This window comes from Pseudalkalibacillus berkeleyi (assembly GCF_021608225.1).
Classification (GTDB): Bacteria; Bacillota; Bacilli; order Bacillales; family Fictibacillaceae; genus Pseudalkalibacillus; species Pseudalkalibacillus berkeleyi.
Genome location: NZ_JAKIJS010000001.1, coordinates 1,664,690 through 1,689,135, shown reverse-complemented (window position 1 = coordinate 1,689,135; position 24,446 = coordinate 1,664,690). Strand labels below are relative to the sequence as shown.

The window sequence follows — 24,446 nt, the reverse complement described above, 5'->3', positions numbered from 1 at the left end:
TTAAACCACTTTCGCGCTTGTTTCAATCGCTTCCTTCTCGTATTCTTTATCTCTTTTGAGCATTTCATTAAACGAAGCAATGGCCACTTCAACTTGTGGATCTTTCGGTTCTTTCGTCGTTAGTAGTTGTAGCGATAATCCTGGATAACCAAGATAGCGAAGGATAGGTATGTTCCTTAATTTATTTGTTGCTTGTAATACCTCATAGGATACGCCGAGCACAACTGGAATCAGTGCAACTCTTGAGAGAAGACGTAACCATAATTGATCGGATGGAACAAATAAATAGATAATGAAACCAATTATTACAGTGAAAAGTATGAAACTACTTCCACAACGATAGTGCAATCTTGATTGGGCTTGCACATTTTCTACTGTTAAAGGAAGATTACTTTCATATGCGTTAATGACTTTGTGTTCTGCACCATGATACTGGAAGACCCTTTTAATCATGGGTGTCATCGATATAAAATATAAATAAGAGAGCAATAGAACTAACTTTAATATACCTTCAATAACATTTTGCCCAATGTGACCCGAAAATATAGGGATTGGTCGAAATGCTTCTGCTGCTATTGCTGGTAATAAGGTGAACAGGAACTTCCCGAATAGAAAAGATAAGACACCAAGTGCAGCAGTACCTAGAATCAATGACAGTTTAGAAGGTTTATTTTCCTCTAGAATTTTCTCATCATCTTCAGGTGCAACATCATATCTTTCAGTTGAGAAATTTAAATGCTTTACACCGTTACCACTTGCCTCGATAATCGCAACAAAACCTCTGACAAAGGGTATCTTTTTCAAAGTATGGAGTACAGGACGATGTGTCTTTTTGACCTCGAAGTAGTCTAATGAATCATCGTTTCTCCTAATGGCTGTTACGTATGTGTGTTTCCCAGCAAACATGACACCTTCCATTACAGCCTGACCGCCATACGCTGGAGCTTTTTGCTTTGACATTCATCCACCAACCTATCTTTACGTTTACAATATACCCTTATTCTATCATGATAGTATGTCATATCGCTATATGTGTGGACTTCTTGTCATTTAATTTTCTAATAAAATAGGTAGTGTACCTTTGGAAATTAATTTCCCTAAATTAGGTGATCTAACACATATAATATTTGAAAATTTGTCTAGAATTGAAAATAGAAATTCATTCAACGGATATACTAATTTTGGAGGTGTTCGTTGATGGCTAATGATCACAAACAAGATGAGAATGAACAATTAGAACAAAATAAAGGTGAAAAGCAGTACTCGTATACAGGAAGAGTATTAACGATTGGATTTGTCGGTGGATTGTTTTGGAGTCTAATCGGCTATGCCGTATATATGTTGAACTTTACAAGGATCAGACCATCCTTAGTACTATCACCATGGGCTGTTGGTGATTGGAAGGATAAAGCCTTAGGTGATTGGATCGGAATTCTCGTAATTGGGTTATTATCTATGCTAGTTGCTATAGTCTATAAAGTGCTATTTTCTAAATTTAAACATATGGTTACCGGTATTATTTTTGGTATCGTGTTATGGGGAATTGTATTCTTTCTCTTTAACCCGATGTTTCCGACATTGAAACCAATCCAAGAACTTGGGATTAATACATTAATTACGACATTATGCCTTTACGTCCTGTATGGATTGTTTGTAGGGTTCTCAATCTCATTTGATTATGACGAGCTTCAAAAGGCTCAAAAGCAAGGGCGCTAACTATTCAAACGAATGTACCTATGATAGAATGTTCAATGGAACATTCTGTTTTTTTTTGCAATGGCTCAGTTCAAAAGATTATTGCTCTTAGGTGATAATTGAATTGAACAACAGGTTGAAATATACGAGACTCCGACGTGGAAAACGAAGTTTATTTCAACAATTTGGTACAAGAGCAACAATGTATTCAAAAACAGCCAATGTATATAACTTTTCACTTTGAGAAAGTCCCAAAGATCAGGGTTTCTTAAACTTGAGGGAGAGAAGTACATAATGAAAGTATTAGTATTGAACGGACCTAATTTAAATCGCTTAGGCAAGCGTGAGCCAACGATTTATGGCAATGAGACTTTAGAACAAATTATGAATGATTTAGATCAACAAGCAAAATTATTAGAGGTGGAAATTGCACACAAACAATCTAATCATGAGGGAGAACTAATTGATTGGATCCACCAAGCTGATGATCGTTATGATGGTATTATTCTTAATGCTGGTGCATTTACGCATTACAGCTACGCGATAAGAGACGCAATAGCTAGTATTTCGTCACCAACAATTGAAGTCCACCTATCTAATATATATGCTAGGGAATCATTTAGACATACCTCTGTTCTTTCAGAAGTTGTCATTGGACAAATTTCTGGCTTTGGACCGATTGGTTATGAACTTGCGGTAAGAGGACTCATACACTTTTTAAGGGGGAAAAACAGATGAATCGAATCGAACGCTTAAGATCATTATTTAGTGAAAACGGAATTGATGGAATGCTGATTACAAGTGCGAGTAACCGAAGGTACATGAGTACGTTTACGGGCTCTTCAGGTGTTGTACTGATCTCTAGTAAAGAAGCTAAGCTCATTACGGATTTCCGTTATATTGATCAAGCAAATGAACAAGCAACAGGCTATGAAATCGTTAAACATACTGGTTTGATTTCTGAAGAGGTTGCTAAACAAACAAAAGAAATGGGCATACAGAAGTTAGGCTTTGAACAAGACTATATGACGTATGCAGGACATCAATCTTATCAAAATAAGGTGGATGTTGAGCTCGTTCCTATATCTGGCGTTATTGAGAAGTTACGTCTTGTAAAGGATAAGGATGAACTTAAAGTATTAAAAGAAGCTGCAGAGCTTGCAGACAAAACCTTTGAACATATCTTAACGTTTATTCAACCTGGCATGAGAGAGATCGATGTTTCAAATGAACTAGAATTCTTCATGAGAAAGAATGGAGCAACATCTTCTTCCTTCGATATCATTGTTGCATCTGGTATTCGTTCTTCATTACCACATGGTGTAGCTTCTGAAAAGGTCATTGAAAAAGGGGATATGATTACGCTAGATTTTGGAGCGCTGTATAAAGGATATTGTTCAGATATCACGCGAACAATTGCAGTTGGCGAACCAAGCGATAAAATGAAAGAGATTCATCAAATTGTCCTTGATGCTCAGTTAAAAGGGTTAGAAGGATTGAAGCCTGGTTTGACAGGTAAAGAAGCTGATGCACTGACAAGAGATTACATTAAAGAACATGGATATGGTGAAAACTTTGGACATTCAACAGGGCACGGAATTGGTTTAGATGTTCACGAAGGTCCTGGCCTTTCCTTTAAAGTTGACACTGTGCTCGAACCAGGTATGGTTGTAACCGTCGAACCTGGCATTTATGTATCAGGTTTAGGTGGTGTCCGTATAGAAGATGATGTAGTAATCACTGAGACCGGCTGTGAAAAGTTGTCGACATCTTCTAAAGAATTATTTATTATTGGAGAGTAAAGAACAGGAGGAACATGAATGATTTCAGTAAACGATTTTAAGACAGGCTTAACAATTGAAGTGGATAATGGTATTTGGACTGTACTGGATTTCCAACATGTGAAACCAGGTAAAGGTGCCGCGTTTGTTCGCTCGAAACTACGTAATCTACGTACAGGTGCCATCCAAGAAAAGACATTCCGTGGTGGAGAGAAAGTTGCGAAAGCGCATATCGACAATCGTCGTATGCAATACTTATATTCATCTGGTGATGTGCACACATTCATGGACACAGAGACATATGAGCAGTTAGAACTTCAAACAGCACAAATTGAGACTGAATTGAAGTATCTTTTAGAAAATATGAATGTCCAAGTTCAAATGTATGAATCGGAAATTCTAGGTGTAGAGTTGCCGAATACGGTTGAACTTGAAGTGACAGAAACTGAACCTGGTATTAAAGGAGATACAGCTTCTGGTGGAACAAAGCCTGCTATTCTACAAACAGGTTTATCAGTGCAAGTACCTTTCTTCGTAAATGAAGGGGACGTACTGATTATTGATACACGTACTGGAGATTACGTCTCAAGAGCATAAGTGAATGAGACGAATATATGAATTAGGAAAGCCGATTCCAAATAATTTGGAATCGGCTTTTTTTATTGCATTGAAGTAAATGTAGTAATTACCCTTCTTTTTTCAAGCTTTCACTCATAGGTTGTACAAAAAAGTGGTGAGAATCTATGAAGCAAATCTTGGAGACATTTGATTCAACCGTACTAAATATGGCTGGGCTTCGATTGCTATCTGCTTCGTTCGAAATAACGGCGGTAATCTTGATGTTGTATTTCAATTCAATACAGAAAGCAATCGTTATCAATGGTTCGTTAGCTCTAGTCGGGCCAATCATTTTTATTTTTACGATGTCGTTAGGGCTCATGGGGATTGTTGAGGACATCTCATTTCAGAAGCTGGTTTTCATTGCGATTGGTGTAGCATTTATTTTATTTGGCGTATTGAAATGACTGATGCACTGGTCATAAAACAGTTGATGTCGCATACATTGAAAACAAGCCCATAAGAGAAAGTAGTGGGAACAAATGAATGAAATTCTACACATATTACCAGATTCAATTAAACATGTTGTGGCATCTATTGAAGGAGAAGTGGTTGAGCGAATTGAGGAGATTAGAATTCGAATCAACCAACCTTTGGAAATTGTAAGTGGAGGCAGACCGATCGCTCCATCTTCAGTAAACCATAGATACATGGTTACAGCGGAGGATGGTATTCAATTAATGAATAAACTCAGTCAATACTCTTTATACGCCTTTGAAGAGGAGATGAGGCGGGGGTATATTACGATTAAAGGTGGACATCGTGTTGGACTTGCCGGAAAAGTCATTACGGAAAAGGGACAAGTTAAAGTCATTCGAGATGTCAGTTCGTTCAATATAAGGATTGCAAGACAGAAAATAGGCATTTCAGAACCGATCGCGCCCATATTATATAACAAAAAATGGTTGAACACTTTAATCATCGGTCCCCCACAAGCCGGGAAGACAACTTTACTTAGAGATTTAGCTCGAGTTGCAAGCTGTGGGTTGTCTAACAAAAGCATTAATAGCTCAAAAGTGGGGATTGTGGATGAACGTTCTGAGATTGCAGGTTGTATAAAAGGAGTTCCGCAGCATAGCTTAGGCCCTCGTGTTGATGTACTAGATTCCTGTCCTAAAGCTGAAGGGATTATGATGATGATACGGAGTTTGAGTCCGGAAATTATCTTTGTAGATGAAATTGGGAGAACTGAGGATTCTGCTGCGATCCTCGAGGCATTAAATGCCGGTGTTCAAATGATAATGACAGCACATGGATACGATATTGAAAATGTGTTGAAAAGGCCTTCGCTTCGTCAGCTAGTAGAGGTTGATTTATTTGAACGGTACGTAGTCATGGACCGCTCTAAAGGTCATCATCGCATTAAAAGAATATTAGATTCAAACTTAAACCCAATAAATGAAATCATAAAGGAACAGATGCTGAGATGAATATTATCGGTGCACTTTGTATCATATTGGCGACGACATGGGCTGGTTTTGAATGGGCGAAACGGATGCAAGATCGTCCAAGGCAATTGCGTCAACTTAAAGTAGCACTCCAATCATTAGAAGCTGAGATCGTATATGGAATGACACCGTTATATGAAGCTTGTACCCATCTATCCAAACAATTGAAAGAGCCGCTATCTCTCTTTTTTGAACAGGTAGCAAAACGATTGTACACGGGTCATTCTACAGTACAAATCGCTTGGGAAGAAAGCCTCCAAGTAATTGAAAAACACACCTCTTTTCAGAAAGGTGAAATTGAAGTATTGAAGCAATTTGGAGCCACATTAGGTAGACATGATAGAGAGCATCAACAAAAGCAAATTCGACTTACCATCGTGCATTTAGAGCGTGAGGAAAAGGAAGCGGTTGAAATCCAACATAAATATGAAAACATGGTGAAGAGCCTCGGGCTTCTTACGGGATTGTTAATCGTTATATTGCTCATTTAGCTAGAGAGGAGAAAGAAGAGATGCCATATGATGTGAACACGATTTTTCAGATTGCTGGAATTGGTATTGTTATCGCAATGCTACATACCGTGTTGAAGCAGATGGGTAAAGAGGACATTGCTCATTGGATTACTTTGATCGGGTTTGTGTTAGTACTCTTTATCGTCATTAGTTTGCTTGATGATCTGTTCCAACAAATTAGAGGTGTGTTTCTCTTCCAGGGTTGAGGAGGGGTTAGAAATCGAGATCATCCAAATTGTAGGGTTTTGTCTAATTGCGACCTTTCTAACCATTATAATTAAAGATCAAAAACCTGCATTTTCTTTTCTCATCATCCTTTTTGCTGGTGCAGCTGTTTTTCTATTCTTGATTGGTAAAATCCAAACCGTAATTGATATGTTAGAGCGATTGGCGACGAATGCGAATTTGAACATGGTTTATGTTGAGACAATCTTGAAGATCATTGGTATTGCGTACATTGCAGAGTTTGGTGCTCAAATCACAAGAGATGCTGGACAAGGTTCGATTGCAGCCAAAATTGAACTAGCTGGGAAAGTTCTCATCTTGGTGATGGCTATACCGATCCTTACTGTTCTTATTGAAACCATTATAGATTTGCTGCCAAGTTAGGGGGAAGTGATGTTGAGTGGTATAACCTCGAAAGTTCTTATATTTCTCCTGGTAGCAGTCGTTTTCAGTTTGTTTCTTGGACAACCAGTAAAGGTTGCTTATGCAGAAGCTACAGATAAGGGATCGCTGAAAGATAGTTTACAAATAGAGGATGAACATTTAGATACTGTTAGAGAGTATTGGAACGAAATTAGAAATCAATATGGAGGCTTCCTGCCAGAAAGCCAAAAAGGGAGCATTCTTGAATTTATACAAAGCGATAAAGATTTTTCTTTTAAAGAATGGGCTATTGCTCTACTTAGATACTTATTTCATGAAATCTTAAGTAATGGAAAATTACTAGGTATGTTAATTATGCTGACCTTATTCAGTATGCTTCTACAAACAATGCAGAATGCTTTTGAGAACCAAGCAGTCAGTCGGGTCGCATATGGAATGGTATACATGGTCCTCATCATTATCGCATTAAATAGTTTTCATGTTGCTGTGTCATATACGACAGAAGCCATTCAAAATATGAATGCATTTATTATTGCACTTATACCTTTATTACTTGCTCTAATGGCAACCTCGGGTAGTCTAGTGTCTGTTGCCTTCTTTCATCCCTTCATCATTTTATTAGTTAATACAAGTGGTCTACTTATACAACATGTCGTATTACCACTTCTCTTCTTATCTGCTCTTCTTAGCATTGTAAGTACACTTACCGAACATTATAAAGTTACTCAACTAGCCAATTTATTAAGAAATGTTGCCATCGGGGTTATGCTTGTTTTCTTCACTGTATTCTTAGGTGTCATAAGTGTACAGGGTGCAACAGCTGCAGTAGCTGATGGCGTTGCAATTCGAACAGCAAAATTTATAACCGGTAACTTCATCCCTGTCATAGGTCGGATGTTTACGGAAGCGACTGACACGGTATTAAGCGCTTCTTTATTATTAAAGAATACAGTCGGCATTGCTGGGGTCGTCATATTAATCCTTTTGTGTGCTTTTCCGGCATTGAAAATCCTATCACTCGTCCTAATCTATCAAATTGCAGCTGCAGTATTGCAACCATTAGGTGGTGGACCGATTATAGAATGTCTCTCCATTATCGGGAAGAATGTGATGTTCATTTTTGCGGCACTATCTATCGTCTGTTTCATGTTTTTCTTAGCAGTTACCATGATGATTGCTGCAGGGAATCTCACCTTAATGATGAGATGAGGAGGACTGTGGAAAATGTCTTTTCTATATGAATGGATTACGAACATTATTCTCATCATTTTGCTCGCTACTATTCTTGAACTCATACTGCCTTCTTCAGGATTTCAGAAATATGTCAAAGTCGTAATAGGTCTACTTCTGATCATTGCCATACTGAATCCGCTCATTAAATTGTTTTCAGTTGATTTGAATGATCGCTTAGCTTCGTTTCAAGTAGAATCGTCGTTAATAGGCGATGATCAAGTAAAAAGTTTGCTCGAAAACAAGAAAAGTGAAATACAAGCCTCAATTGATGCATATAGTTTAGAACAAATGGCTGTCCTATTGAAACAAAAAGTAGAAGTACAGTTTGAGGAACAATTTGAGAAACGTTTAAAGGATGTGGTGGTGGAGGATCAATCCAAAGTCGGTTCAGATGAAAGTCATTGGGTTGTCTACGTAACATTGGAATCAACTGAGAGTGATCATTCAATTTCAGTCGTTAAAGAAGTGACAATTGACACCTCAGATTCTGAGAGATTAGAAGAGGACTCTGTTCACTTAAATGAAATTGAACAGTTTCTTGCAAAGCATTGGGAGCTTCCGGTAGACCAGATTGTCATACAAGGGGAAGGAGGATCGTAATGAAATATGTCCGATCATAACAAAAAGAAGAATGAATGGCTTACGTCGCTATTGAAACCTACTAAGGATGGCAAGAAGCTTAACCGAAAATCGCAATATATATTATTGATTTTAGGCTTCGGGATTGCCATGATGCTCGTACAAAATTTAATGAGTGCAACTGAGCCAGCTTCTGTTATGAATATGGCAGATGGAACTCAAGAGTCTAAGCCAACATTCTCAATGGGCAAGTCAGACGACCCTTCCTCTTTAATCCGAGAGCTAGAAGAACACTATGAAAATCAGTTAAAGGAATTGTTGGATGAAATGATTGGTGTACAAAATGCAGAAGTCATGGTGGTTGTAGACTCTACTTATCGCAAAGTAATTGAGAAGGAAATTAACAAGCAAATATCGACAACGGATGAGACAGACAAAAATGGGGGTAAGCGCAAATCAAGTACCGATCAGACAAGTGAAAAGGTCATCATCATCGATGGGAAAAATGGTAAGGAACCCATTATACGCAGTATCGAAAAGCCCAAAGTAACTGGTGTTCTTATTGTAGCGGAGGGAGCCGATAGCTTGCAGGTGAAAAATTGGATCATAGAAGCTGTTTCGAAAGTGTTTGATATGCCGAGCCATAAAGTTAGTGTTACCGCGAAAAAGCAAAAGGGGGAATAAGAATGTTATTAAAGAAGCAAACGGTATGGTTGTTAACGATGTTGAGTTTGATCATTGTGCTGTCTGTTTATTACATTACGAGCCCAGAGCAATCACCAACAGATCTTGCTAAACAACAGGAAGGACAGGAAGCCAGTAAGAATGGTGCTCAAGATGGTGTAGAGGGTCCATCTGTTACTCAGATTGACAGTGACGAACTATTTATGGAACTTCGAATGAAAATGGATGAGCAGCGTTCAAAGCTAGCGCACCAGTATGATCAAGTGATTGCAAATACGAGTGTAGCAGCTGAAGTTCAGTCGGAAGCATTAGACAAACTAACGGCACTTCAAGAACTAGGTATGAAAGAAAGCACACTTGAAACGTTAATTAAAAGTATGGGGTACGAGGATGTGCTCGTAAACACGATGGGTAAGGAAGTAACGATCATCGTCAGAGTTGAGGAAAAGCTTTCCGGTGAAGAAGCGAATGCAATCATGCGAAAAGCGAAAGAACAACTAGGTGACAAACAAGTAGCTGTACAATTCCATACAGCAAAGAATTAATACCCCAAAACGATAACGAAATGTTGGACTGACTGTGTCCATCGTATGAAATAAGGTCAAGTAGAAGCAAATTGCTACTTGGTCTTATTTTTATTTTATCATCACTATGTTTTTGATATCATGTTAGTATAACTGTCCTCATTAAGCTGGATATGATATGATATATACGGATTAGCACCAGCTCCCATAAATAGGTAATAATATTGGAAGCGTTTTAGGTGTGATCATTTATGATATAATAATTCTAATCGTAGACAATTTTAAGGAGTGGAACAAATGCTCAAGATCCAAGAAATTCGAGAATTAATTAAACTAATTGATCAGTCTTCTATCAATGAATTCAATTATGAATTGGAAGATGCGAAGATTACATTGAAAAAAGGTGGAGGAGAACAAGTTGTTCAACAAACAGTTCAGCCACGTGTTGAACAGGCAGCTCCAGCTCCCCAAGTTCAAGCCCAACCATCACAACCAAGTGAGTCAAAACAAGAAGCAAACTCTGGAAACAGTGAACCTGTGAAAGAAATGGATGAAACATTACATAAGATTGAGTCACCGATGGTAGGAACTTTCTATGCTTCTCCATCTCCTGATGAAGATGTATATGTTAACACAGGCGATAAAGTATCTAATGATTCCATTGTTTGTATTATTGAAGCTATGAAATTATTCAACGAAATTGAAGCAGAGGTCAACGGAGAAATTGTAGAAGTTCTCGTTGAAAATGGTCAACTTGTTGAGTATGGACAACCATTATTCCTTGTAAAGAAACAATAGGGTGATGCAAATGATAAAAAAAGTACTGATCGCAAACAGAGGAGAAATTGCAGTCCGTATAATCCGTGCATGTAAAGAAATGAATATTGAAACCATTGCTGTTTATTCAGAAGGTGACAAAGAATCCCTTCACGTAAGAATGGCGGATGAAGCCTATTGCATAGGACCAATTTTATCAAAAGATAGCTACTTAAACTTTACAAATATCATGAGTGTTGCAACCTTGACTGGTGCAGATGCAATACACCCAGGGTATGGGTTCTTGGCAGAGAATGCTGACTTTGCTGAAATTTGTGCAGAGTGTAACATCATTTTCATCGGACCAAGTCCTGAAGCAATAAACAGAATGGGGACTAAGGACGTAGCACGAACGACAATGGAAGAAGCTGGCGTTCCGATTGTACCTGGTTCTAAAGGCATTATTGAATCACCTGAAGAAGCCATTAAACTTGCTGAAGATATGGGCTATCCAGTCATCATTAAGGCAACAGCTGGCGGCGGTGGTAAAGGTATCCGAGTTGCCCGCACTGAGCAAGATTTAGTGAAAGGCATCAAGATGACACAACAAGAAGCTGCTTCAGCGTTTGGAAATCCTGGAGTATATATAGAGAAGTACATCGAAGATTTCCGTCACGTTGAAATACAGGTTCTTGGAGATAACTATGGTAATGCCATTCATTTAGGAGAGCGGGACTGTTCCATTCAACGTCGTCTCCAAAAGCTATTAGAAGAGACGCCTTCTCCAGCACTTGACCCTACAAAGCGTGAAGAAATGGGAGAAGCTGCGGTTCGTGCCGCTAAAGCGGTGGACTATTCTGGCGCTGGTACAGTAGAATTTATTTATGAGGCGCATTCTGGTAATTTCTATTTCATGGAAATGAATACACGCATCCAAGTTGAACATCCAGTAACTGAAATGGTAACGGGTATCGACTTGATCAAGGAACAGATACGAGTTGCCAGTGGCGAACGTCTAAGTTTTTCACAAGAAGATATCACCTTCAATGGTTGGTCGATCGAGTGCCGAATCAATGCTGAGAACCCTGACAAGAATTTCATGCCATCAGCTGGTAGAATAGAAATGTATTTACCACCAGGTGGATTAGGCGTTCGTGTTGATTCAGCTGCTTATCCAGGCTATTTCATACCTCCCTATTACGATTCAATGATTGCAAAAGTCATTACGTATGGAAACACTCGAGACGAAGCGATCCGCCGAATGAAACGTGCACTAAGTGAATTCGTCATCGAAGGAGTAGATACAACGATTCCGTTCCATCTACGACTGTTAGACCATGAAAGTTTCATTAGTGGTGATTTCAACACAAAGTTTTTGGAAATTCATGACTTAACATCAAAATCAGCTTCTAGCGGAGGTGAGTAGAATGAACGAATATCAAACATTTGAAATGGAAGAGAAGGATTCAAATCTTGGGAAGGTTGAAATCTCGCCTGAGGTTATTGAGGTCATTTCAAGCTTAGCTGCAACTGAAGTCGAAGGTGTTTCATCAATGCGTGGTAACTTTGCATCAGGAGTAGTTGAGAGATTCGGGAAAAAGTCTCTAGGTAAAGGTGTTAAAGTTGAACTATCAGAAGATGGCATTAACATTGATGTGTTTGTAACGATGAATTTTGGTGTGTCTATTCCAGATACAGCTGAAAAGATTCAAGAGAATATCCGCCATACATTATACACAATGACGGCATTAGAGCCGAACCGTGTAGATGTGCACGTTGTCGGCGTTCAATTTGAAGATAAGCTGAACCAACCAGAAGAAATCGAAGAATTTTAAAATGTGCTGACTCGAATGTCAAGCCTCGTCTCCCCGTACTGGGGTAACTTTGGCTCCTTCGTTCGAGTCAGTTTTTTGCGTTCTTGATAGGTTTGATGGATTATGAAGATAAAATAAGGTGTATGCTGTTAAGGTTAGAGGCTCTATGCTATCATCAGATAGAGAAGAAATGAAAGGAAGTATTCATAATGAAAAGAAGGATAGCGAGGGAAAAGGCGTTACAGTCTTTATTCCAAATAGATGTAAGTCAATTGGAACGTGATGAAGCCATTGGTCATGTTTTAGAAGAAGGAGAAGAGCGAGATTCGTTTCTCATTCAATTGGTTGAAGGGACGATCGAACATTTAGAAGACATAGATTCAATCATTAGGGAGCATCTAGAGAATTGGAGCTTCGATCGAATCGGTAACATAGACCGTTCAGTTCTTCGTATTGCTGTTTATGAAATGAAATACTTAGAGGAAATACCAATTAACGTCACGTTTAACGAAGCAATTGATCTTGCGAAAATTTTCGGCGGAGATGAATCTGGCCGATTTGTTAATGCGGTCCTTTCAAAAATAAGCAAAACAATCCAATAGCGGAGGGGATATGAGTGGTTGCCGAGCTGATCAAGGGGAATGAAATTGCACAAGCGAAAAGGAACGAGATGAAAGAGGAAGTCAGAAAGTTAAAAGAAGGAGGGATCGTGCCCGGTTTAGTTGTCATCATTGTCGGGGAGGATCCTGCTTCTTTATCATATGTTAGAGGAAAAACAAAAGCATGCAAGCAAGTTGGCATTGATGGTAAGCTTATTGAGCTAGCTGAAGAGACAACAGAAGAAAAGCTTCTTGCTATAATTGAGCAATATAACAACGATGAGGCATGCCATGGTATACTCGTCCAATTACCTTTACCAAAACATATCTCTGACACATCAGTCATTGAAGCTATTTCACCTGAGAAAGATGTTGACGGATTCCACCCAATTAATATTGGAAGAATGATGACAGGTCAGCGTGCATTTTTACCTTGCACACCATTTGGAATTGTTGAGATGGTGAAAGCAAAGAACATTCAGATAGAAGGAAAGCATGTTGTCGTTATTGGAAGAAGCAATATTGTAGGAAAACCAGTTGGTCAGTTATTCTTGAATGAAAATGCAACCGTTACATATTGCCACTCGAGAACGCCAAATATGAAAGAAATCACAAGACAAGCTGATATATTGATTGTTGCCGTAGGGAAGAAGGAATTCATCGGTAAAGACTACATCAAGCCAGGTGCTGTCGTAATTGATGTTGGCATCAACCGAAAGGAAGATGGGAAACTCACTGGTGATGTGGTATTTGAAGAAGCTGAAGAAATAGCATCTTACCTTACTCCAGTACCTAAGGGTGTAGGACCGATGACCATTACAATGCTCTTACAAAACACAATATTATCAGCGAAATGGAGTCATCAAATAGAAGGTGTTCATTAAATGCAACAAGATCGTTATATCAGTATCACAGACTTAACACGTTATATTAAGAGGAAGTTTGAGCGGGACCAGACTTTACAAGACATATGGCTTCGTGGAGAACTTTCAAATGTGAAATTCCATAGCAGAGGTCACATGTATTTTACAGTGAAAGACCAAAATAGTCGCATTAATTCAGTCATGTTTGCAGGGAATAATCGATTTCTTAAATTTCGACCTGAAGAAGGTATGAAGGTACTCATACGCGGAGAAGTTTCCGTATATGAACCTCATGGACAATACCAACTTTATGTGAAGGAAATGCAGCCTGATGGGATCGGAAACTTATATCTTGCTTATGAAGAGTTAAAGAAAAAGCTCGAATTTGAAGGGTTATTTGCAACTGAGAGAAAGCAGTCCATACCTACAATTCCAAAGAAAATTGGTGTAATTACCTCTCCAACTGGTGCTGCAGTAAGGGATATTTTAACTACGATAAAGCGTCGTTTTCCTATCGCAAAGGTTACGGTAATGCCGGTGCTTGTACAAGGGCCACACGCAGCTCCGAGCATCTCGAAGGCGATTGACCGCGCGAGTGAATTAGGTCTCTGGGATGTTTTGATTGTTGGACGCGGTGGTGGATCGATTGAAGAACTCTGGGCTTTTAATGAAGAAATAGTTGCGAGAAGTATTGATCAGTCACAAATTCCGATTATCTCAGCTGTTGGGCACGAAACAGACTTCACGATTGCTGATTTTGTTGCAGATGTTCGAGCGGCTACTCCAACAGCAGCTGCTGAACTAGCTGTGCCTCATATAGTTGAATTGCAGGAACGAATCACCCAACGACAGTTACGTCTGACAAGAGCTATATCAGACCATGTGAAAGGTTCTCGAAATGAACTGAATCGTCTTAAACGCTCGTACGCATTTAAGTACCCGATGCAGCTTGTGAAGCAGAAGGAGCAAGAGCTAGACCGACTGCTTGATCATCTGCAAAAAAGTAGCAGTAGGACGGTTATGACAAAGCAGGATCATTTAAAGCAAGTACACAACCGATTACAAAGAAATCACCCTGTAAAATTACATGAGCTATCGAAACAAAGGCACAAAACATATGAGCGTATGTTACAAAAGGAAATGCAAAACCGTCTTGAACAGTTTAAGGCGAGATTCCAGAAAAATATTGGTCAATTAAATGCCCTCAGTCCACTAAGTATTATGGAGAGGGGATACAGTTTAGCCTATCATGAAGGTGAACTCGTCAAAAGTGTCAAACAAGTACAGCCCGGGAATCCAATCTCTGTTCGTTTAAAGGACGGAAAGTTAGATTGCCAAGTATGGGGACTTGAGGAGAGTGAGAATAATGGAAGAGAATAAAGAACAAACCTTTGAAGAATCCATGGAAGAACTTGAAGAGATTGTATCAAAATTAGAAGAGGGCGATGTGCCTCTTGAAGAATCGATTCGATTGTTTCAAGATGGGATGAAGCTTTCTAAACAATGTCATGATAAATTGCAGCATGTTGAAAAGCAAATGGATGAGCTATTAAAGGATAATGGAGAAACTGAACCCTTCACGATACAGGAGGACGAATAGAGTTGGAACGTGATACTTTCTTAGAACTCCTTCAAGAAAAAAAGAGCTTCATCGACGATATCCTGCCTCAAAAAGTTGAAAATATGGACAGTCCATCAAGCTTAAAAGAATCTATGCTTTACTCCATTTTAGCAGGTGGTAAACGATTACGTCCTACATTATTGCTCATGACAATTGATGCTTTTGATCAGGACAGTAAGCTAGGTATTGATGTTGCGTGTGCTGTTGAAATGATTCACACATATTCATTAATTCATGACGACCTACCTTCTATGGATGATGATGATTTCAGAAGAGGTAGTCTGACCAACCACAAAATCTATGGTGAAGCACTTGCTATACTTGCAGGAGATGGCTTACTTACACATGCCTTTGAAGTGATTTCAAAATCTGAATGCCTTGATAGTCATTCGAAGGTTGATTTGATTTCCCAACTTGCCAAAGCTTCTGGTCCTGAAGGGATGGTTGGGGGGCAAGTGGCAGATCTTGAAGGTGAAGGTAAAAGTCTCACAATTGAAGCGCTTGAAAACATCCATAAGAAGAAGACGGGAGCACTACTTAGTTTTTCTATTTATGCTGGAGCGAAAATTGCTGGAGGAACGAAAGAGCAAATGAATCATCTTGCTCAATTTGCTAAGCTACTTGGCTTAGCGTTTCAAATCCAAGATGATATTTTGGATATTGAAGGTGACGAAACGAAAATAGGTAAACCTATAGGTAGTGATGTGCAAAATAATAAAAGCACTTACCCTCATTTGTTGACAATGGATGGTGCTAAAGAACAGCTCTTGAAAGTTGTAAAAGAAGCTAAGTCTCACCTATATAAAGCAAATGTTAATCATGAATGGTTAGAACATTTTACTGATTATATGATAAGTAGGGATCACTAGAAACATTGAGGCATATACACTTATGTGGTATATTATAATTACATGAGGAGTGGTGCAGTATTCTAGTCAGTCTCCCATTTCTGAGGGCGGGCCTAAAAATCCGCCAAAGGGCACATCGATGAAGTTCCTTGTATAGGCTCGAGGCGCCCAGCTTTGGGTCTACACTGGGAGTTAAGGCTGAAGGGCGATCCACAAAGGCATGTGGGCGTTGACCCTTTTGCCGCGGAGGACCTTAACTTTGCGATTTGCGTGCTAATACCTTATTGCGAACTAGGGTTATAAACCTGTTTCACCGGTTTTTTCGGTCGCTAGAAACTACTGGTGTGCAGCGTAGCCTGCCTTGAGTGGAATCTGAGGGGATTATGGAAGAGGAAAAATTTTCGGTTGGCCGCTGAAAAGTATTCCATACCATATGAAATCAATTCTGCGAAAGAGGCTAGGGAATGGTAAAGACTGTAGAGGAAAACTCCTAGACTGTTCCATGTGACATTCGGAGAGGATTATAGTGCGGACTAAGTGGTAATCTAGTCTGACGATTGGTGACAACGTCAAGAAGGGATTAAAGGGAAACCTCCAGTGTGGCAACGCTCTGGTACCCTTCTGGGAAAACCTACTGGACCTAAGCCGCAGTGTTTACTCTTTGAATGACCACTCCACAATTACATAATTAACATGTTCAAAGTTAAACGAATGGATAGTCCAAACCGGACTTGTAGTTCGAGGTTCGTGATGCTTTGAACCTTTATTTTAATATACGGACTTCGTCTGATTCATAAGGAGAATTCATGAATAAGGTTTTAAATAAATCATTGAAATGGAGTACCGGAATCGCCGTTATCACGCTAGTGTTAGCGGCTATTTTTTCAATTGTATCAACATTAATGATTGAAGGGGTCGCGTGGGCGGTCGGTGTCCTCATTGTATTTTTAATCGTGCTTATTGGGATTGTATTTGATATTATAGGGGTTGCAGCTACAGCAGTGGATGAAGTTCCCTTCCATGCGATGGCCTCTGAAAGAGTCAATGGATCTCGACAAGCGATAAAGATTTGTCGTAATGCAGACCGAGTTGCGAGTTTTTGTAACGACGTAATTGGCGATATTTCTGGTATAATTAGCGGAACAGCTTCAGCTGCAGTCATTGTACAACTAGCACGAACGTTTGGCGGAGATGATGCATCCGCTTTTCAATATACCGTTTCGATTGTGTTCACGAGTGTAATAGCTGCACTTACTGTTGGCGGGAAAGCATTAGGTAAATCATTTGCCATCCACTTCTCAACTTCCATTATTTTTCAGGTTGGAAGAGTAATCTACTTTTTTGAGGAGAAGTTAAAGTTAAAGAAATTGATGCCACAGCCCGCTTCAAGCAAGTATAAACGCAATACGAAAGGAAAGTGAGGATGTTCCATGAATTTGGAATCAATCGAGGATCCTAAATTTCTAAAAGAATTAGAGGGTGAGCAGCTAGAAGAACTTGCTGAATCCATCCGTACTTTTTTAATTGAAAAAATTTCTAAGACTGGCGGACATTTAGGTCCCAATTTAGGTGTAGTGGAATTAACCTTGGTTCTACATAAATTATTTGAAAGTCCAAAAGATAAATTCATTTGGGATGTAGGACATCAAGCATATGTACACAAGATCTTAACTGGAAGAGCAGATAAATTTGATACGTTGAAACAATACCAAGGATTATGTGGTTTCCCAAAACGCTCAGAAAGTGAGCATGATGTCTGGGAGACAGGGCATAGTTCTACTTCTCTCTCTGCAGCTATGGGTATGGCAACAGCGAGAGATTTAAAAAAGACTGATGAAGAGATTGTCGCGATTATTGGAGATGGTGCTTTAACTGGTGGTATGGCTCTGGAAGCATTAAACCATATCGGACATGAACAAAAGGACTTAATCGTTATTTTGAATGATAACGAAATGTCAATCGCTCCTAATGTTGGTGCATTGCATAACGTCCTAGGTCGATTAAGAACTGCAGGGAAATATAAGCGAGTGAAAGAAGAGTTTGAATCACTCATAAAGAAAGTACCTGCAGGTGGACGCCTTGCCTCTACTGCTGAAAGACTAAAGGACTGTCTAAAATACATGCTCGTTTCTGGCATTTTCTTTGAAGAGTTAGGGTTTACTTACCTTGGTCCAGTCGATGGCCACAGTATTGAGGATCTAACCGAGAATATTAAATATGCACGTAAGACGAAAGGACCAGTCCTCGTACACGTATTAACTCAAAAAGGGAAAGGGTATAAGCCTGCTGAAACCGATGCAATTGGAACGTGGCATGGTCCGGGTCCATACAAAATTGAGTCAGGTGACTTTATTAAGCCTGCAGCGTCTGGGCCAAGTTACAGTAAAGTCGTTAGTGAAACGTTACGTACTGTTGCTCGTAAAGACGAACGACTCGTTGTTTTAACGCCTGCTATGACTGTCGGATCAAAGCTAGAAGGTTTTGGAGAGGAATTTCCAGATCGACTTTATGATGTGGGGATTGCTGAGCAGCATGCAACAACTATGGCAGCAGGTCTTGCGACTCAAGAAATGAAGCCAGTGCTGTCTATATATTCAACCTTCTTACAACGTGCATACGATCAATTAGTACACGATGTATGTAGACAAAATTTAAATGTTGTATTTGCGGTTGATCGATCTGGATTAGTAGGATCTGATGGTGAAACACACCAAGGTGTATTTGATATTGCCTTTTTGAGACATTTACCGAATATGGTTGTCCTTAATCCAAAGGATGAAAATGAATTACAACATATGGTCTATACGGCGACTGAATATAATGAAGGACCGATTGCGGTAAGATTCCCGAGAGGTAGTGGAATTGGCGTTCCTATGGATGAGGAGCTTCAGAAAATTGAAATCGGTACATGGGAAGTCTTGAAAGAAGGTAAGGATGTAGCTATTCTTGCCGTTGGGACGATGATTCCTGTAGCGATGAAGGCTGCCGAACAACTTATTAAACAAGGTGTTTCTCCAATCATTATTAACGCGAGATCAATAAAGCCGCTAGATCATGGCATGATTACTGAACTTGTTACGAAGCAAATACCGATTTTAACCATGGAAGAAGGCATCATCCAAGGTGGATTCGGTAGCGCCGTGCTAGAATTCGTACATGACCTTGGTATGCATGATGCTGTAATTGATCGAATGGGAATTCCTGATCGATTCATAGAGCATGGAAGTGTTTCTAAACTGCTTGAAGAAATCAACTTAACCCCAGAAGGTGTTATTGAGCGTGTGTTTGAAATGATTCCTAAGAAACAACAGAGGGCTTATTAGTATGAAAAAGAAAGAAAGGCTAGACATTCTCCTCGTTGAACGTGGATTGATTGAAACAAGGGAGAAAGCCAAAAGGGCGATCATGGCTGGCCTTGTATTTTCAGAACAAGAGCGTCTAGATAAACCTGGTCAGAAAGTGGATGTGGAAGTTCCAATTGAGTTGAAAGGAAATCCAATTCCTTATGTGAGTAGAGGGGGTCTGAAATTAGAAAAGGCACTCCACTCATTTAATTTTGATTTAAACGACAAGATTATGATAGACATTGGCTCTTCCACTGGAGGATTTACAGATTGTGCACTACAAAACGGGGCAAAATTCGTATATGCGGTCGATGTTGGTTATAACCAACTTGCTTGGAAGTTAAGGAATGATCCACGCGTTCAAGTAATGGAACGAACAAACTTCAGGTACTCAAAGCCAGAAGATTTTTCAAAAGGATTGCCTCATGTAGCTACTATAGATGTTTCTTTCATTTCATTAAAACTCATCCTACCTGTCTTAAAAGAAATTCTTCTTACTGGTGGACGGGTTGTGGCCCTTGTTAAACCACAATTCGAAGCAGGGAAGGAAGAGGTAGGAAAGAAAGGGATCATACGAGATAAGAAAGTACATCAAGCAGTTATCGAGAAAATCACTCAATTTAGTCATGAAACGGGCTACCACGTCATTGATTGTACGCACTCACCCATTCGTGGAGGAGAAGGGAATATAGAGTTCTTATTGCACCTTGAGAAACCACAACATGATGAAGCCGCGGAAATGAAATGGAGCGGCGATGCAAAAGCAATTGTTGCAAAAGCGCATGAATCATACAAAAAAGAAGAAAAATAACGGGTAAGTATTCCCGTTATTTTTTTGATTTAAAGGACTACTTAGCGTTTTTGTGTTGACGCCCTGAGCAAGTTCAACACATCCGTGTACAATTTTCAGTAATTCGTTTATGATAAGCATATATTGTGAGAATGCAGCATTGTGGAGTGATACTATTATGATGAATAAAGGCCAACGCCATATTAAGATTAGAGAAATAATAACGAATTTCGATATCGATACTCAGGATGAACTTGTTGATCGATTGAAGAGTGCGGGATTTAATGTAACACAGGCTACTGTCTCCCGAGATATTAAAGAATTGCATCTTGTGAAAGTACCGATGCAGGATGGAAGATACAAATATAGTTTGCCTGCAGATCAACGTTTTAACCCATTGCAAAAGCTGAAAAGAACACTAACAGACAGTTTTATTAACATAGACCATACAGATCACCTTATAGTAATGAAAACGTTACCTGGCAATGCAAACGCAGTTGGTGCATTGATCGATAATTTGGATTGGGAAGAAATTATGGGAACAATTTGTGGAGACGATACGATTCTTATTATTTGTCGGTCATCTCATGACAGTCCAACGATTACTCGACAATTCTTAGATATGCTTTAGAACCTAGGAGGATAAGTATGCTAGCGGAATTATCGATACGACATTTTGCAATTATTGAAGAAGTTACTGTACCTTTTGAAGAAGGGTTAACGGTATTAACTGGAGAAACTGGTGCAGGAAAATCCATCATTATTGATGCAATAGGTTTGTTGATTGGTGGTAGAGGTTCGTCAGAGTATGTGCGACATGGTTCCGATCGAGCTGAAATTGAAGGTTTATTTTACATAAATGAAAAACACCCTGTTATTGAGAAAACTCAAGGGCAGGGTATTGAAGTAACAGACGGAATGATCGTATTAAAGAGAGACATAACGAATTCAGGGAAAAGTATTTGTCGCATTAACGGCAAACTTGTGACATTGGCAATTCTTCGTGAAATTGGTCAATCATTGATCGATATCCATGGTCAGCACGAACATCAATTTCTAATGCAAAGCGATAAGCACCTTAGTTTATTAGATCAATACTTAGCGGCAGATTTGAAACGTACAAAGGAAGAATATCGTCAACTGTACAAACGCTATGTCGAAACGGATAGACAGTTGAAACAACTGACTGAAAATGAACAAGAAATGGCGCATCGCATCGATCTAATACAATATCAACTTGATGAAATTGAAAAAGCGAATCTCCAACCTAATGAAGATGAAGAGTTAATGGAGGAAAAGCAAAAGTTAAGCAATTTCGAAAAGTTATATCAATCTGTCCAAGATGCCTATCAAGCCTTATATGGTGAGCAAAAGGGTGTTGATATCCTTGGTCTTTCAATGGGACATCTAGAAGATGTGGCGGATATAGATCCTGCTCTAAAGCCAGTTCAAGAGACCGTTACAAATGCTTATTACGCTCTAGAAGATGTTTCTCATCAACTAAGGGATTATGTAGAAACGATGGAATTTGATCCTGAAAGATTAACGGTCATTGAAGAGCGTATACATGAAATTAATACATTGAAAAGAAAATACGGTAATTCAGTTGAAGAAATATTAGAATACAGCTCTCGCATTGAAGAAGAGCTAGATACATTTACAAACAAAGACGATCGTATCCAATCATTAAATGATAAACGAAAAGAAATAGGTAAAGACTTATACCTAGAAGCGAAACAATTGAGTAACTTAAGGAAGCAAGCTGCTGGAAAGCTTGAAAAGAAAATACTTCGTCAACTTAAAGACCTATATATGGAGAAAACAACTTTCCAAGTTGCATTTCATCCAGCAAATCACGCCTCCAATATTAGAATGGAAATCGATGGACATGAAGTGCAATTCGGTAAACATGGGATGGATGAAGTGGAGTTCCTTATTTCAACAAACCCAGGAGAGCCGTTGAAACCGCTTGCTAAGATTGCATCAGGTGGAGAGCTATCAAGAATCATTCTTGCATTAAAAGCGATTTTCTCTAACCAGCAAGAAGTTGCCTCTATTATCTTTGATGAAGTTGATACAGGCGTAAGTGGACGAGTTGCTCAAGCGATAGCTGAGAAAATTCAAAAGCTATCTGCAGGATCGCAAGTACTATGTATTACACACTTACCACAAGTAGCTGCTATGGCGGATCGACATCTTTATATTCAGAAAAAGATTAAAGGTGATCGGACGCTGACGATAGTGAAACCATTACCGTTTGATGAAAAGGTTAAAGAAATTGCCCGGATGATTTCCGGAGTTGAAATAACAGACCTGACTAAGCGTCACGCAAAGGAAATGATACAGTTCGCAGATGAAGTGAAAATTACTTCTTGAAAAGCTATCCAATTGAGGGTAGCTTTTTCTTTTTGGTTATGGTTATAGAAACACACTCTAAAGGTAAAATTATAAAGGCAACCAAAAAAAGTTGTAGGGTAAGGAATGAGGAGAGTGACTGAATGAAAAGAGTCAATTACAGACAATTAGTCGGCATTCTTCTCCTTGGATTCCTCATAAGCTTAGGTTTCATTAAGCCTATACAGGACTATCTCAGTATCCCAACTGATATAACGGTTTTCCAGGGAGAAAGGTTAACGATAGATCAAAAACACCCTAATGCAACCGTACAATCTTCAGATGAAGAAGAATCAATTTTGTCACTTGGCAATATTGAAAACAATCCTCAGTCCTTTTCAATAGAAGCAATTCAAGATGGTCAAGCAGAAGTTAACATGCAAGTATCCAATTTACTCGTTAAGAAAATGAATGTAAAAGTACTTCCGGAGTTCAAAATCATCCCTGGAGGTCAAAACATTGGTGTCCGCTTGAATACGATTGGAGTCTTGGTCGTAGGACATCATTTAATCGGAACTTCAAAGGGAGAGGTTTCCCCCGGTGAAAAGGCAGGCATTCAAATTGGTGATATCATTACAGAAATCAATGGTAAACCGATACAGAAGTTGAGTGAAGTGGGTCCTTTCGTAAAAAGGAGTGGAGAATCTGACCAACCACTTGATTTGAAAATCATACGTAACAAAAAGACTTTGATGAAGAAGCTAACGCCTGTAAAGGATGCTTCAGACGCCAGATTTAGAATCGGATTGTACATTAGAGATTCAGCAGCAGGTGTGGGGACGATGACATTTTATCACCCCGATTCTGGTAAGTATGGAGCACTAGGACATGTTATTTCAGACATGGATACGAAAAAGCCAATTAAAGTATATGATGGTCAAATCATCGAATCTACAGTAACTTCAATTGAAAAAGGGACACATGGTAGACCGGGTGAGAAATTAGCACGTTTCAATGACGGAGAAAAAGTTCTCGGAAGCATTTTCAAAAATTCCCAATATGGGATTTTCGGGAAAATGAACACACCAATGAGAAATGGGATTATGGACAAGGCGATGCCCATTAAACTTTCTCACGAAGTAAAAGAAGGACATGCTGAAATCCTTACTGTTGTAAAGGGTGAAGAGGTTAAAAAATATGATGTTGAAATAGTCAGCTCTGTTCCACAGAAGTTTCCTGCAACGAAAGGATTAGTCGTAAAGATTACTGATCCTGAACTCCTAGATGCAACAGGTGGAATTGTACAAGGGATGAGCGGTAGTCCGATTATCCAGGATGGAAAAGTGATAGGAGCTGTAACCCATGTTTTTGTAAATGATCCTACGAGTGGGTATGGTGTCCATATTGAATGGATGTTAAGTGAAGCTGGCATTAATATTTATGAACGGAATAGAGATGGCGATAAAGTAGCGAGCTGAAATAGGCTCGCTTTTTTGGTTTTTGTTAACTGTTATAGTTGATTTCTTCTACATTCACTCGCTTTCCGCAAGCCTCCCTTCCACAGTAAATGGTGGATGTTAGTCGAAGAACCCCCTTTTTAAAAAGTTAGATGCGAGGCTTGCTGATCCCGCAGGACAAGGGACGCTTCGGTAGTGTTACATCGCACGAAGAAAATGCGAATTTCATTTTCGAGGAGTCGCGTGAATTTTTCTTCATCAACTTTTTTTAAAGGATTCAACAGTATTCTCAAACAAGCTAAAATTTTTAAAGAAACGGATGGGAACATTTGATATA

28 protein-coding genes are annotated in these 24,446 nt (G+C 39.2%); 27 read left to right on the top strand and 1 reads right to left on the bottom strand.

Translation table 11 applies throughout. The features are described from left to right. Window positions 1-960: a DUF1385 domain-containing protein gene (locus L2716_RS09005; RefSeq protein ID WP_236333822.1), complete on the bottom strand. Its 960-nt coding sequence runs from the start codon at window positions 958-960 to the stop codon at window positions 1-3. A gap of 237 nt (window positions 961-1,197) precedes the next feature. On the opposite strand from L2716_RS09005, the gene L2716_RS09000 reads away from it, so the two are divergent. The 27 genes from L2716_RS09000 (at window position 1,198) to spoIVB (ending at window position 24,130) form a co-directional block, all read left to right on the top strand. Continuing rightward, window positions 1,198-1,716: a YqhR family membrane protein gene (locus L2716_RS09000; RefSeq protein WP_236333820.1), complete on the top strand. Its 519-nt coding sequence runs from the start codon at window positions 1,198-1,200 to the stop codon at window positions 1,714-1,716. Window positions 1,717-1,986: 270 nt separating this feature from the next. Beyond that, a complete protein-coding gene (gene aroQ, locus L2716_RS08995) occupies window positions 1,987-2,433 on the top strand; it encodes a type II 3-dehydroquinate dehydratase (protein ID WP_236337841.1) in 447 nt (148 codons plus the stop codon). Next, window positions 2,430-3,497 carry a M24 family metallopeptidase gene (locus L2716_RS08990; RefSeq protein ID WP_236333818.1) on the top strand — a complete coding sequence of 356 codons (1,068 nt, stop codon included), beginning with the start codon at window positions 2,430-2,432 and terminating at the stop codon, window positions 3,495-3,497. The genes aroQ and L2716_RS08990 overlap by 4 nt, the downstream gene beginning before the upstream one ends. An 18-nt stretch (window positions 3,498-3,515) precedes the next feature. Beyond that, complete coding sequence (gene efp / locus L2716_RS08985; RefSeq protein WP_236333815.1) at window positions 3,516-4,073, top strand: elongation factor P; 558 nt, start codon at window positions 3,516-3,518, stop codon at window positions 4,071-4,073. Between the two features lie 146 nt (window positions 4,074-4,219). Next, the gene (locus L2716_RS08980) at window positions 4,220-4,501 is read left to right on the top strand and encodes a YqhV family protein (RefSeq protein ID WP_236333812.1); all 282 of its coding nucleotides are present in this window, start codon (window positions 4,220-4,222) and stop codon (window positions 4,499-4,501) included. A 75-nt stretch (window positions 4,502-4,576) separates the two neighbouring features. After that, window positions 4,577-5,524 carry a stage III sporulation protein AA gene (spoIIIAA, locus tag L2716_RS08975; protein WP_268963966.1) on the top strand — a complete coding sequence of 316 codons (948 nt, stop codon included), beginning with the start codon at window positions 4,577-4,579 and terminating at the stop codon, window positions 5,522-5,524. Next, window positions 5,521-6,033, top strand: coding sequence for a stage III sporulation protein SpoIIIAB (gene spoIIIAB / locus L2716_RS08970; protein ID WP_236333811.1), 513 nt, complete (start codon window positions 5,521-5,523; stop codon window positions 6,031-6,033). The genes spoIIIAA and spoIIIAB overlap by 4 nt, the downstream gene beginning before the upstream one ends. 20 nt (window positions 6,034-6,053) lie before the next feature. Next, the gene (gene spoIIIAC, locus L2716_RS08965) at window positions 6,054-6,260 is read left to right on the top strand and encodes a stage III sporulation protein AC (RefSeq protein ID WP_236333808.1); all 207 of its coding nucleotides are present in this window, start codon (window positions 6,054-6,056) and stop codon (window positions 6,258-6,260) included. A gap of 13 nt (window positions 6,261-6,273) precedes the next feature. Continuing rightward, window positions 6,274-6,663, top strand: coding sequence for a stage III sporulation protein AD (spoIIIAD, locus tag L2716_RS08960; protein ID WP_236337840.1), 390 nt, complete (start codon window positions 6,274-6,276; stop codon window positions 6,661-6,663). Between the two features lie 9 nt (window positions 6,664-6,672). Continuing rightward, on the top strand, window positions 6,673-7,872 hold the full coding sequence (spoIIIAE, locus tag L2716_RS08955) for a stage III sporulation protein AE (RefSeq protein WP_408005300.1): 1,200 nt from the start codon (window positions 6,673-6,675) through the stop codon (window positions 7,870-7,872). Window positions 7,873-7,887: 15 nt separating this feature from the next. Continuing rightward, window positions 7,888-8,496 (top strand): stage III sporulation protein AF, encoded by a 609-nt coding sequence (gene spoIIIAF, locus L2716_RS08950; RefSeq protein ID WP_236333805.1) that lies wholly within the window; start codon window positions 7,888-7,890, stop codon window positions 8,494-8,496. 6 nt (window positions 8,497-8,502) lie between these two features. Further along, window positions 8,503-9,159, top strand: a complete 657-nt coding sequence (gene spoIIIAG, locus L2716_RS08945) for a stage III sporulation protein AG (protein ID WP_236333802.1) — start codon at window positions 8,503-8,505, stop codon at window positions 9,157-9,159. 2 nt (window positions 9,160-9,161) lie between these two features. After that, window positions 9,162-9,704, top strand: coding sequence for a SpoIIIAH-like family protein (locus tag L2716_RS08940; protein WP_236333800.1), 543 nt, complete (start codon window positions 9,162-9,164; stop codon window positions 9,702-9,704). 276 nt (window positions 9,705-9,980) lie between these two features. Further along, complete coding sequence (gene accB, locus L2716_RS08935) at window positions 9,981-10,481, top strand: acetyl-CoA carboxylase biotin carboxyl carrier protein (protein ID WP_236333798.1); 501 nt, start codon at window positions 9,981-9,983, stop codon at window positions 10,479-10,481. A 10-nt stretch (window positions 10,482-10,491) separates the two neighbouring features. Further along, window positions 10,492-11,865: an acetyl-CoA carboxylase biotin carboxylase subunit gene (gene accC / locus L2716_RS08930; RefSeq protein WP_236333796.1), complete on the top strand. Its 1,374-nt coding sequence runs from the start codon at window positions 10,492-10,494 to the stop codon at window positions 11,863-11,865. A gap of 1 nt (window position 11,866) precedes the next feature. After that, a complete protein-coding gene (locus L2716_RS08925) occupies window positions 11,867-12,274 on the top strand; it encodes an Asp23/Gls24 family envelope stress response protein (protein WP_236333794.1) in 408 nt (135 codons plus the stop codon). Between the two features lie 188 nt (window positions 12,275-12,462). Further along, complete coding sequence (nusB, locus tag L2716_RS08920) at window positions 12,463-12,855, top strand: transcription antitermination factor NusB (RefSeq protein ID WP_236333791.1); 393 nt, start codon at window positions 12,463-12,465, stop codon at window positions 12,853-12,855. A gap of 14 nt (window positions 12,856-12,869) precedes the next feature. Further along, a complete protein-coding gene (gene folD / locus L2716_RS08915; protein ID WP_236333789.1) occupies window positions 12,870-13,736 on the top strand; it encodes a bifunctional methylenetetrahydrofolate dehydrogenase/methenyltetrahydrofolate cyclohydrolase FolD in 867 nt (288 codons plus the stop codon). Further along, the gene (gene xseA, locus L2716_RS08910) at window positions 13,737-15,095 is read left to right on the top strand and encodes an exodeoxyribonuclease VII large subunit (protein ID WP_236333787.1); all 1,359 of its coding nucleotides are present in this window, start codon (window positions 13,737-13,739) and stop codon (window positions 15,093-15,095) included. Further along, window positions 15,082-15,315, top strand: a complete 234-nt coding sequence (locus tag L2716_RS08905; RefSeq protein WP_236333785.1) for an exodeoxyribonuclease VII small subunit — start codon at window positions 15,082-15,084, stop codon at window positions 15,313-15,315. The genes xseA and L2716_RS08905 overlap by 14 nt, the downstream gene beginning before the upstream one ends. 2 nt (window positions 15,316-15,317) lie before the next feature. Beyond that, window positions 15,318-16,205, top strand: a complete 888-nt coding sequence (locus L2716_RS08900; RefSeq protein WP_329610109.1) for a polyprenyl synthetase family protein — start codon at window positions 15,318-15,320, stop codon at window positions 16,203-16,205. A gap of 785 nt (window positions 16,206-16,990) precedes the next feature. After that, window positions 16,991-17,605: a hypothetical protein gene (locus L2716_RS08895; protein ID WP_236333783.1), complete on the top strand. Its 615-nt coding sequence runs from the start codon at window positions 16,991-16,993 to the stop codon at window positions 17,603-17,605. Between the two features lie 9 nt (window positions 17,606-17,614). Continuing rightward, window positions 17,615-19,507 (top strand): 1-deoxy-D-xylulose-5-phosphate synthase, encoded by a 1,893-nt coding sequence (gene dxs, locus L2716_RS08890; protein WP_236333781.1) that lies wholly within the window; start codon window positions 17,615-17,617, stop codon window positions 19,505-19,507. A 1-nt stretch (window position 19,508) separates the two neighbouring features. Continuing rightward, the gene (locus tag L2716_RS08885) at window positions 19,509-20,339 is read left to right on the top strand and encodes a TlyA family RNA methyltransferase (RefSeq protein ID WP_236333779.1); all 831 of its coding nucleotides are present in this window, start codon (window positions 19,509-19,511) and stop codon (window positions 20,337-20,339) included. 160 nt (window positions 20,340-20,499) lie between these two features. Further along, window positions 20,500-20,949: a transcriptional regulator AhrC/ArgR gene (gene ahrC, locus L2716_RS08880; RefSeq protein WP_236337838.1), complete on the top strand. Its 450-nt coding sequence runs from the start codon at window positions 20,500-20,502 to the stop codon at window positions 20,947-20,949. 17 nt (window positions 20,950-20,966) lie between these two features. Beyond that, window positions 20,967-22,694, top strand: coding sequence for a DNA repair protein RecN (recN, locus tag L2716_RS08875; protein WP_236333777.1), 1,728 nt, complete (start codon window positions 20,967-20,969; stop codon window positions 22,692-22,694). A gap of 122 nt (window positions 22,695-22,816) precedes the next feature. Beyond that, window positions 22,817-24,130, top strand: coding sequence for a SpoIVB peptidase (gene spoIVB / locus L2716_RS08870; RefSeq protein ID WP_236333776.1), 1,314 nt, complete (start codon window positions 22,817-22,819; stop codon window positions 24,128-24,130). Window positions 24,131-24,446: the final 316 nt, after the last annotated feature.

Excerpts from the sequence above, each read along its gene's own strand:
- spoIVB (WP_236333776.1), top strand. The coding sequence starts at position 22,817 with ATGAAAAGAGTCAATTACAGACAATTAGTCGGCATTCTTCTCCTTGGA.
- dxs (WP_236333781.1), top strand. The coding sequence starts at position 17,615 with ATGAATTTGGAATCAATCGAGGATCCTAAATTTCTAAAAGAATTAGAG.
- spoIIIAB (WP_236333811.1), top strand. The coding sequence starts at position 5,521 with ATGAATATTATCGGTGCACTTTGTATCATATTGGCGACGACATGGGCT.
- L2716_RS08885 (WP_236333779.1), top strand. The coding sequence starts at position 19,509 with ATGAAAAAGAAAGAAAGGCTAGACATTCTCCTCGTTGAACGTGGATTG.
- L2716_RS08990 (WP_236333818.1), top strand. The coding sequence starts at position 2,430 with ATGAATCGAATCGAACGCTTAAGATCATTATTTAGTGAAAACGGAATT.
- accB (WP_236333798.1), top strand. The coding sequence starts at position 9,981 with ATGCTCAAGATCCAAGAAATTCGAGAATTAATTAAACTAATTGATCAG.
- spoIIIAG (WP_236333802.1), top strand. The coding sequence starts at position 8,503 with ATGTCCGATCATAACAAAAAGAAGAATGAATGGCTTACGTCGCTATTG.
- L2716_RS08925 (WP_236333794.1), top strand. The coding sequence starts at position 11,867 with ATGAACGAATATCAAACATTTGAAATGGAAGAGAAGGATTCAAATCTT.
- L2716_RS09000 (WP_236333820.1), top strand. The coding sequence starts at position 1,198 with ATGGCTAATGATCACAAACAAGATGAGAATGAACAATTAGAACAAAAT.
- L2716_RS08980 (WP_236333812.1), top strand. The coding sequence starts at position 4,220 with ATGAAGCAAATCTTGGAGACATTTGATTCAACCGTACTAAATATGGCT.
- nusB (WP_236333791.1), top strand. The coding sequence starts at position 12,463 with ATGAAAAGAAGGATAGCGAGGGAAAAGGCGTTACAGTCTTTATTCCAA.
- spoIIIAF (WP_236333805.1), top strand. The coding sequence starts at position 7,888 with ATGTCTTTTCTATATGAATGGATTACGAACATTATTCTCATCATTTTG.
- recN (WP_236333777.1), top strand. The coding sequence starts at position 20,967 with ATGCTAGCGGAATTATCGATACGACATTTTGCAATTATTGAAGAAGTT.
- L2716_RS08940 (WP_236333800.1), top strand. The coding sequence starts at position 9,162 with ATGTTATTAAAGAAGCAAACGGTATGGTTGTTAACGATGTTGAGTTTG.
- L2716_RS08905 (WP_236333785.1), top strand. The coding sequence starts at position 15,082 with ATGGAAGAGAATAAAGAACAAACCTTTGAAGAATCCATGGAAGAACTT.
- efp (WP_236333815.1), top strand. The coding sequence starts at position 3,516 with ATGATTTCAGTAAACGATTTTAAGACAGGCTTAACAATTGAAGTGGAT.
- L2716_RS09005 (WP_236333822.1), bottom strand. The coding sequence starts at position 960 with ATGTCAAAGCAAAAAGCTCCAGCGTATGGCGGTCAGGCTGTAATGGAA.
- ahrC (WP_236337838.1), top strand. The coding sequence starts at position 20,500 with ATGAATAAAGGCCAACGCCATATTAAGATTAGAGAAATAATAACGAAT.
- spoIIIAC (WP_236333808.1), top strand. The coding sequence starts at position 6,054 with ATGCCATATGATGTGAACACGATTTTTCAGATTGCTGGAATTGGTATT.
- spoIIIAA (WP_268963966.1), top strand. The coding sequence starts at position 4,577 with ATGAATGAAATTCTACACATATTACCAGATTCAATTAAACATGTTGTG.
- spoIIIAE (WP_408005300.1), top strand. The coding sequence starts at position 6,673 with ATGTTGAGTGGTATAACCTCGAAAGTTCTTATATTTCTCCTGGTAGCA.
- accC (WP_236333796.1), top strand. The coding sequence starts at position 10,492 with ATGATAAAAAAAGTACTGATCGCAAACAGAGGAGAAATTGCAGTCCGT.
- L2716_RS08895 (WP_236333783.1), top strand. The coding sequence starts at position 16,991 with ATGAATAAGGTTTTAAATAAATCATTGAAATGGAGTACCGGAATCGCC.
- xseA (WP_236333787.1), top strand. The coding sequence starts at position 13,737 with ATGCAACAAGATCGTTATATCAGTATCACAGACTTAACACGTTATATT.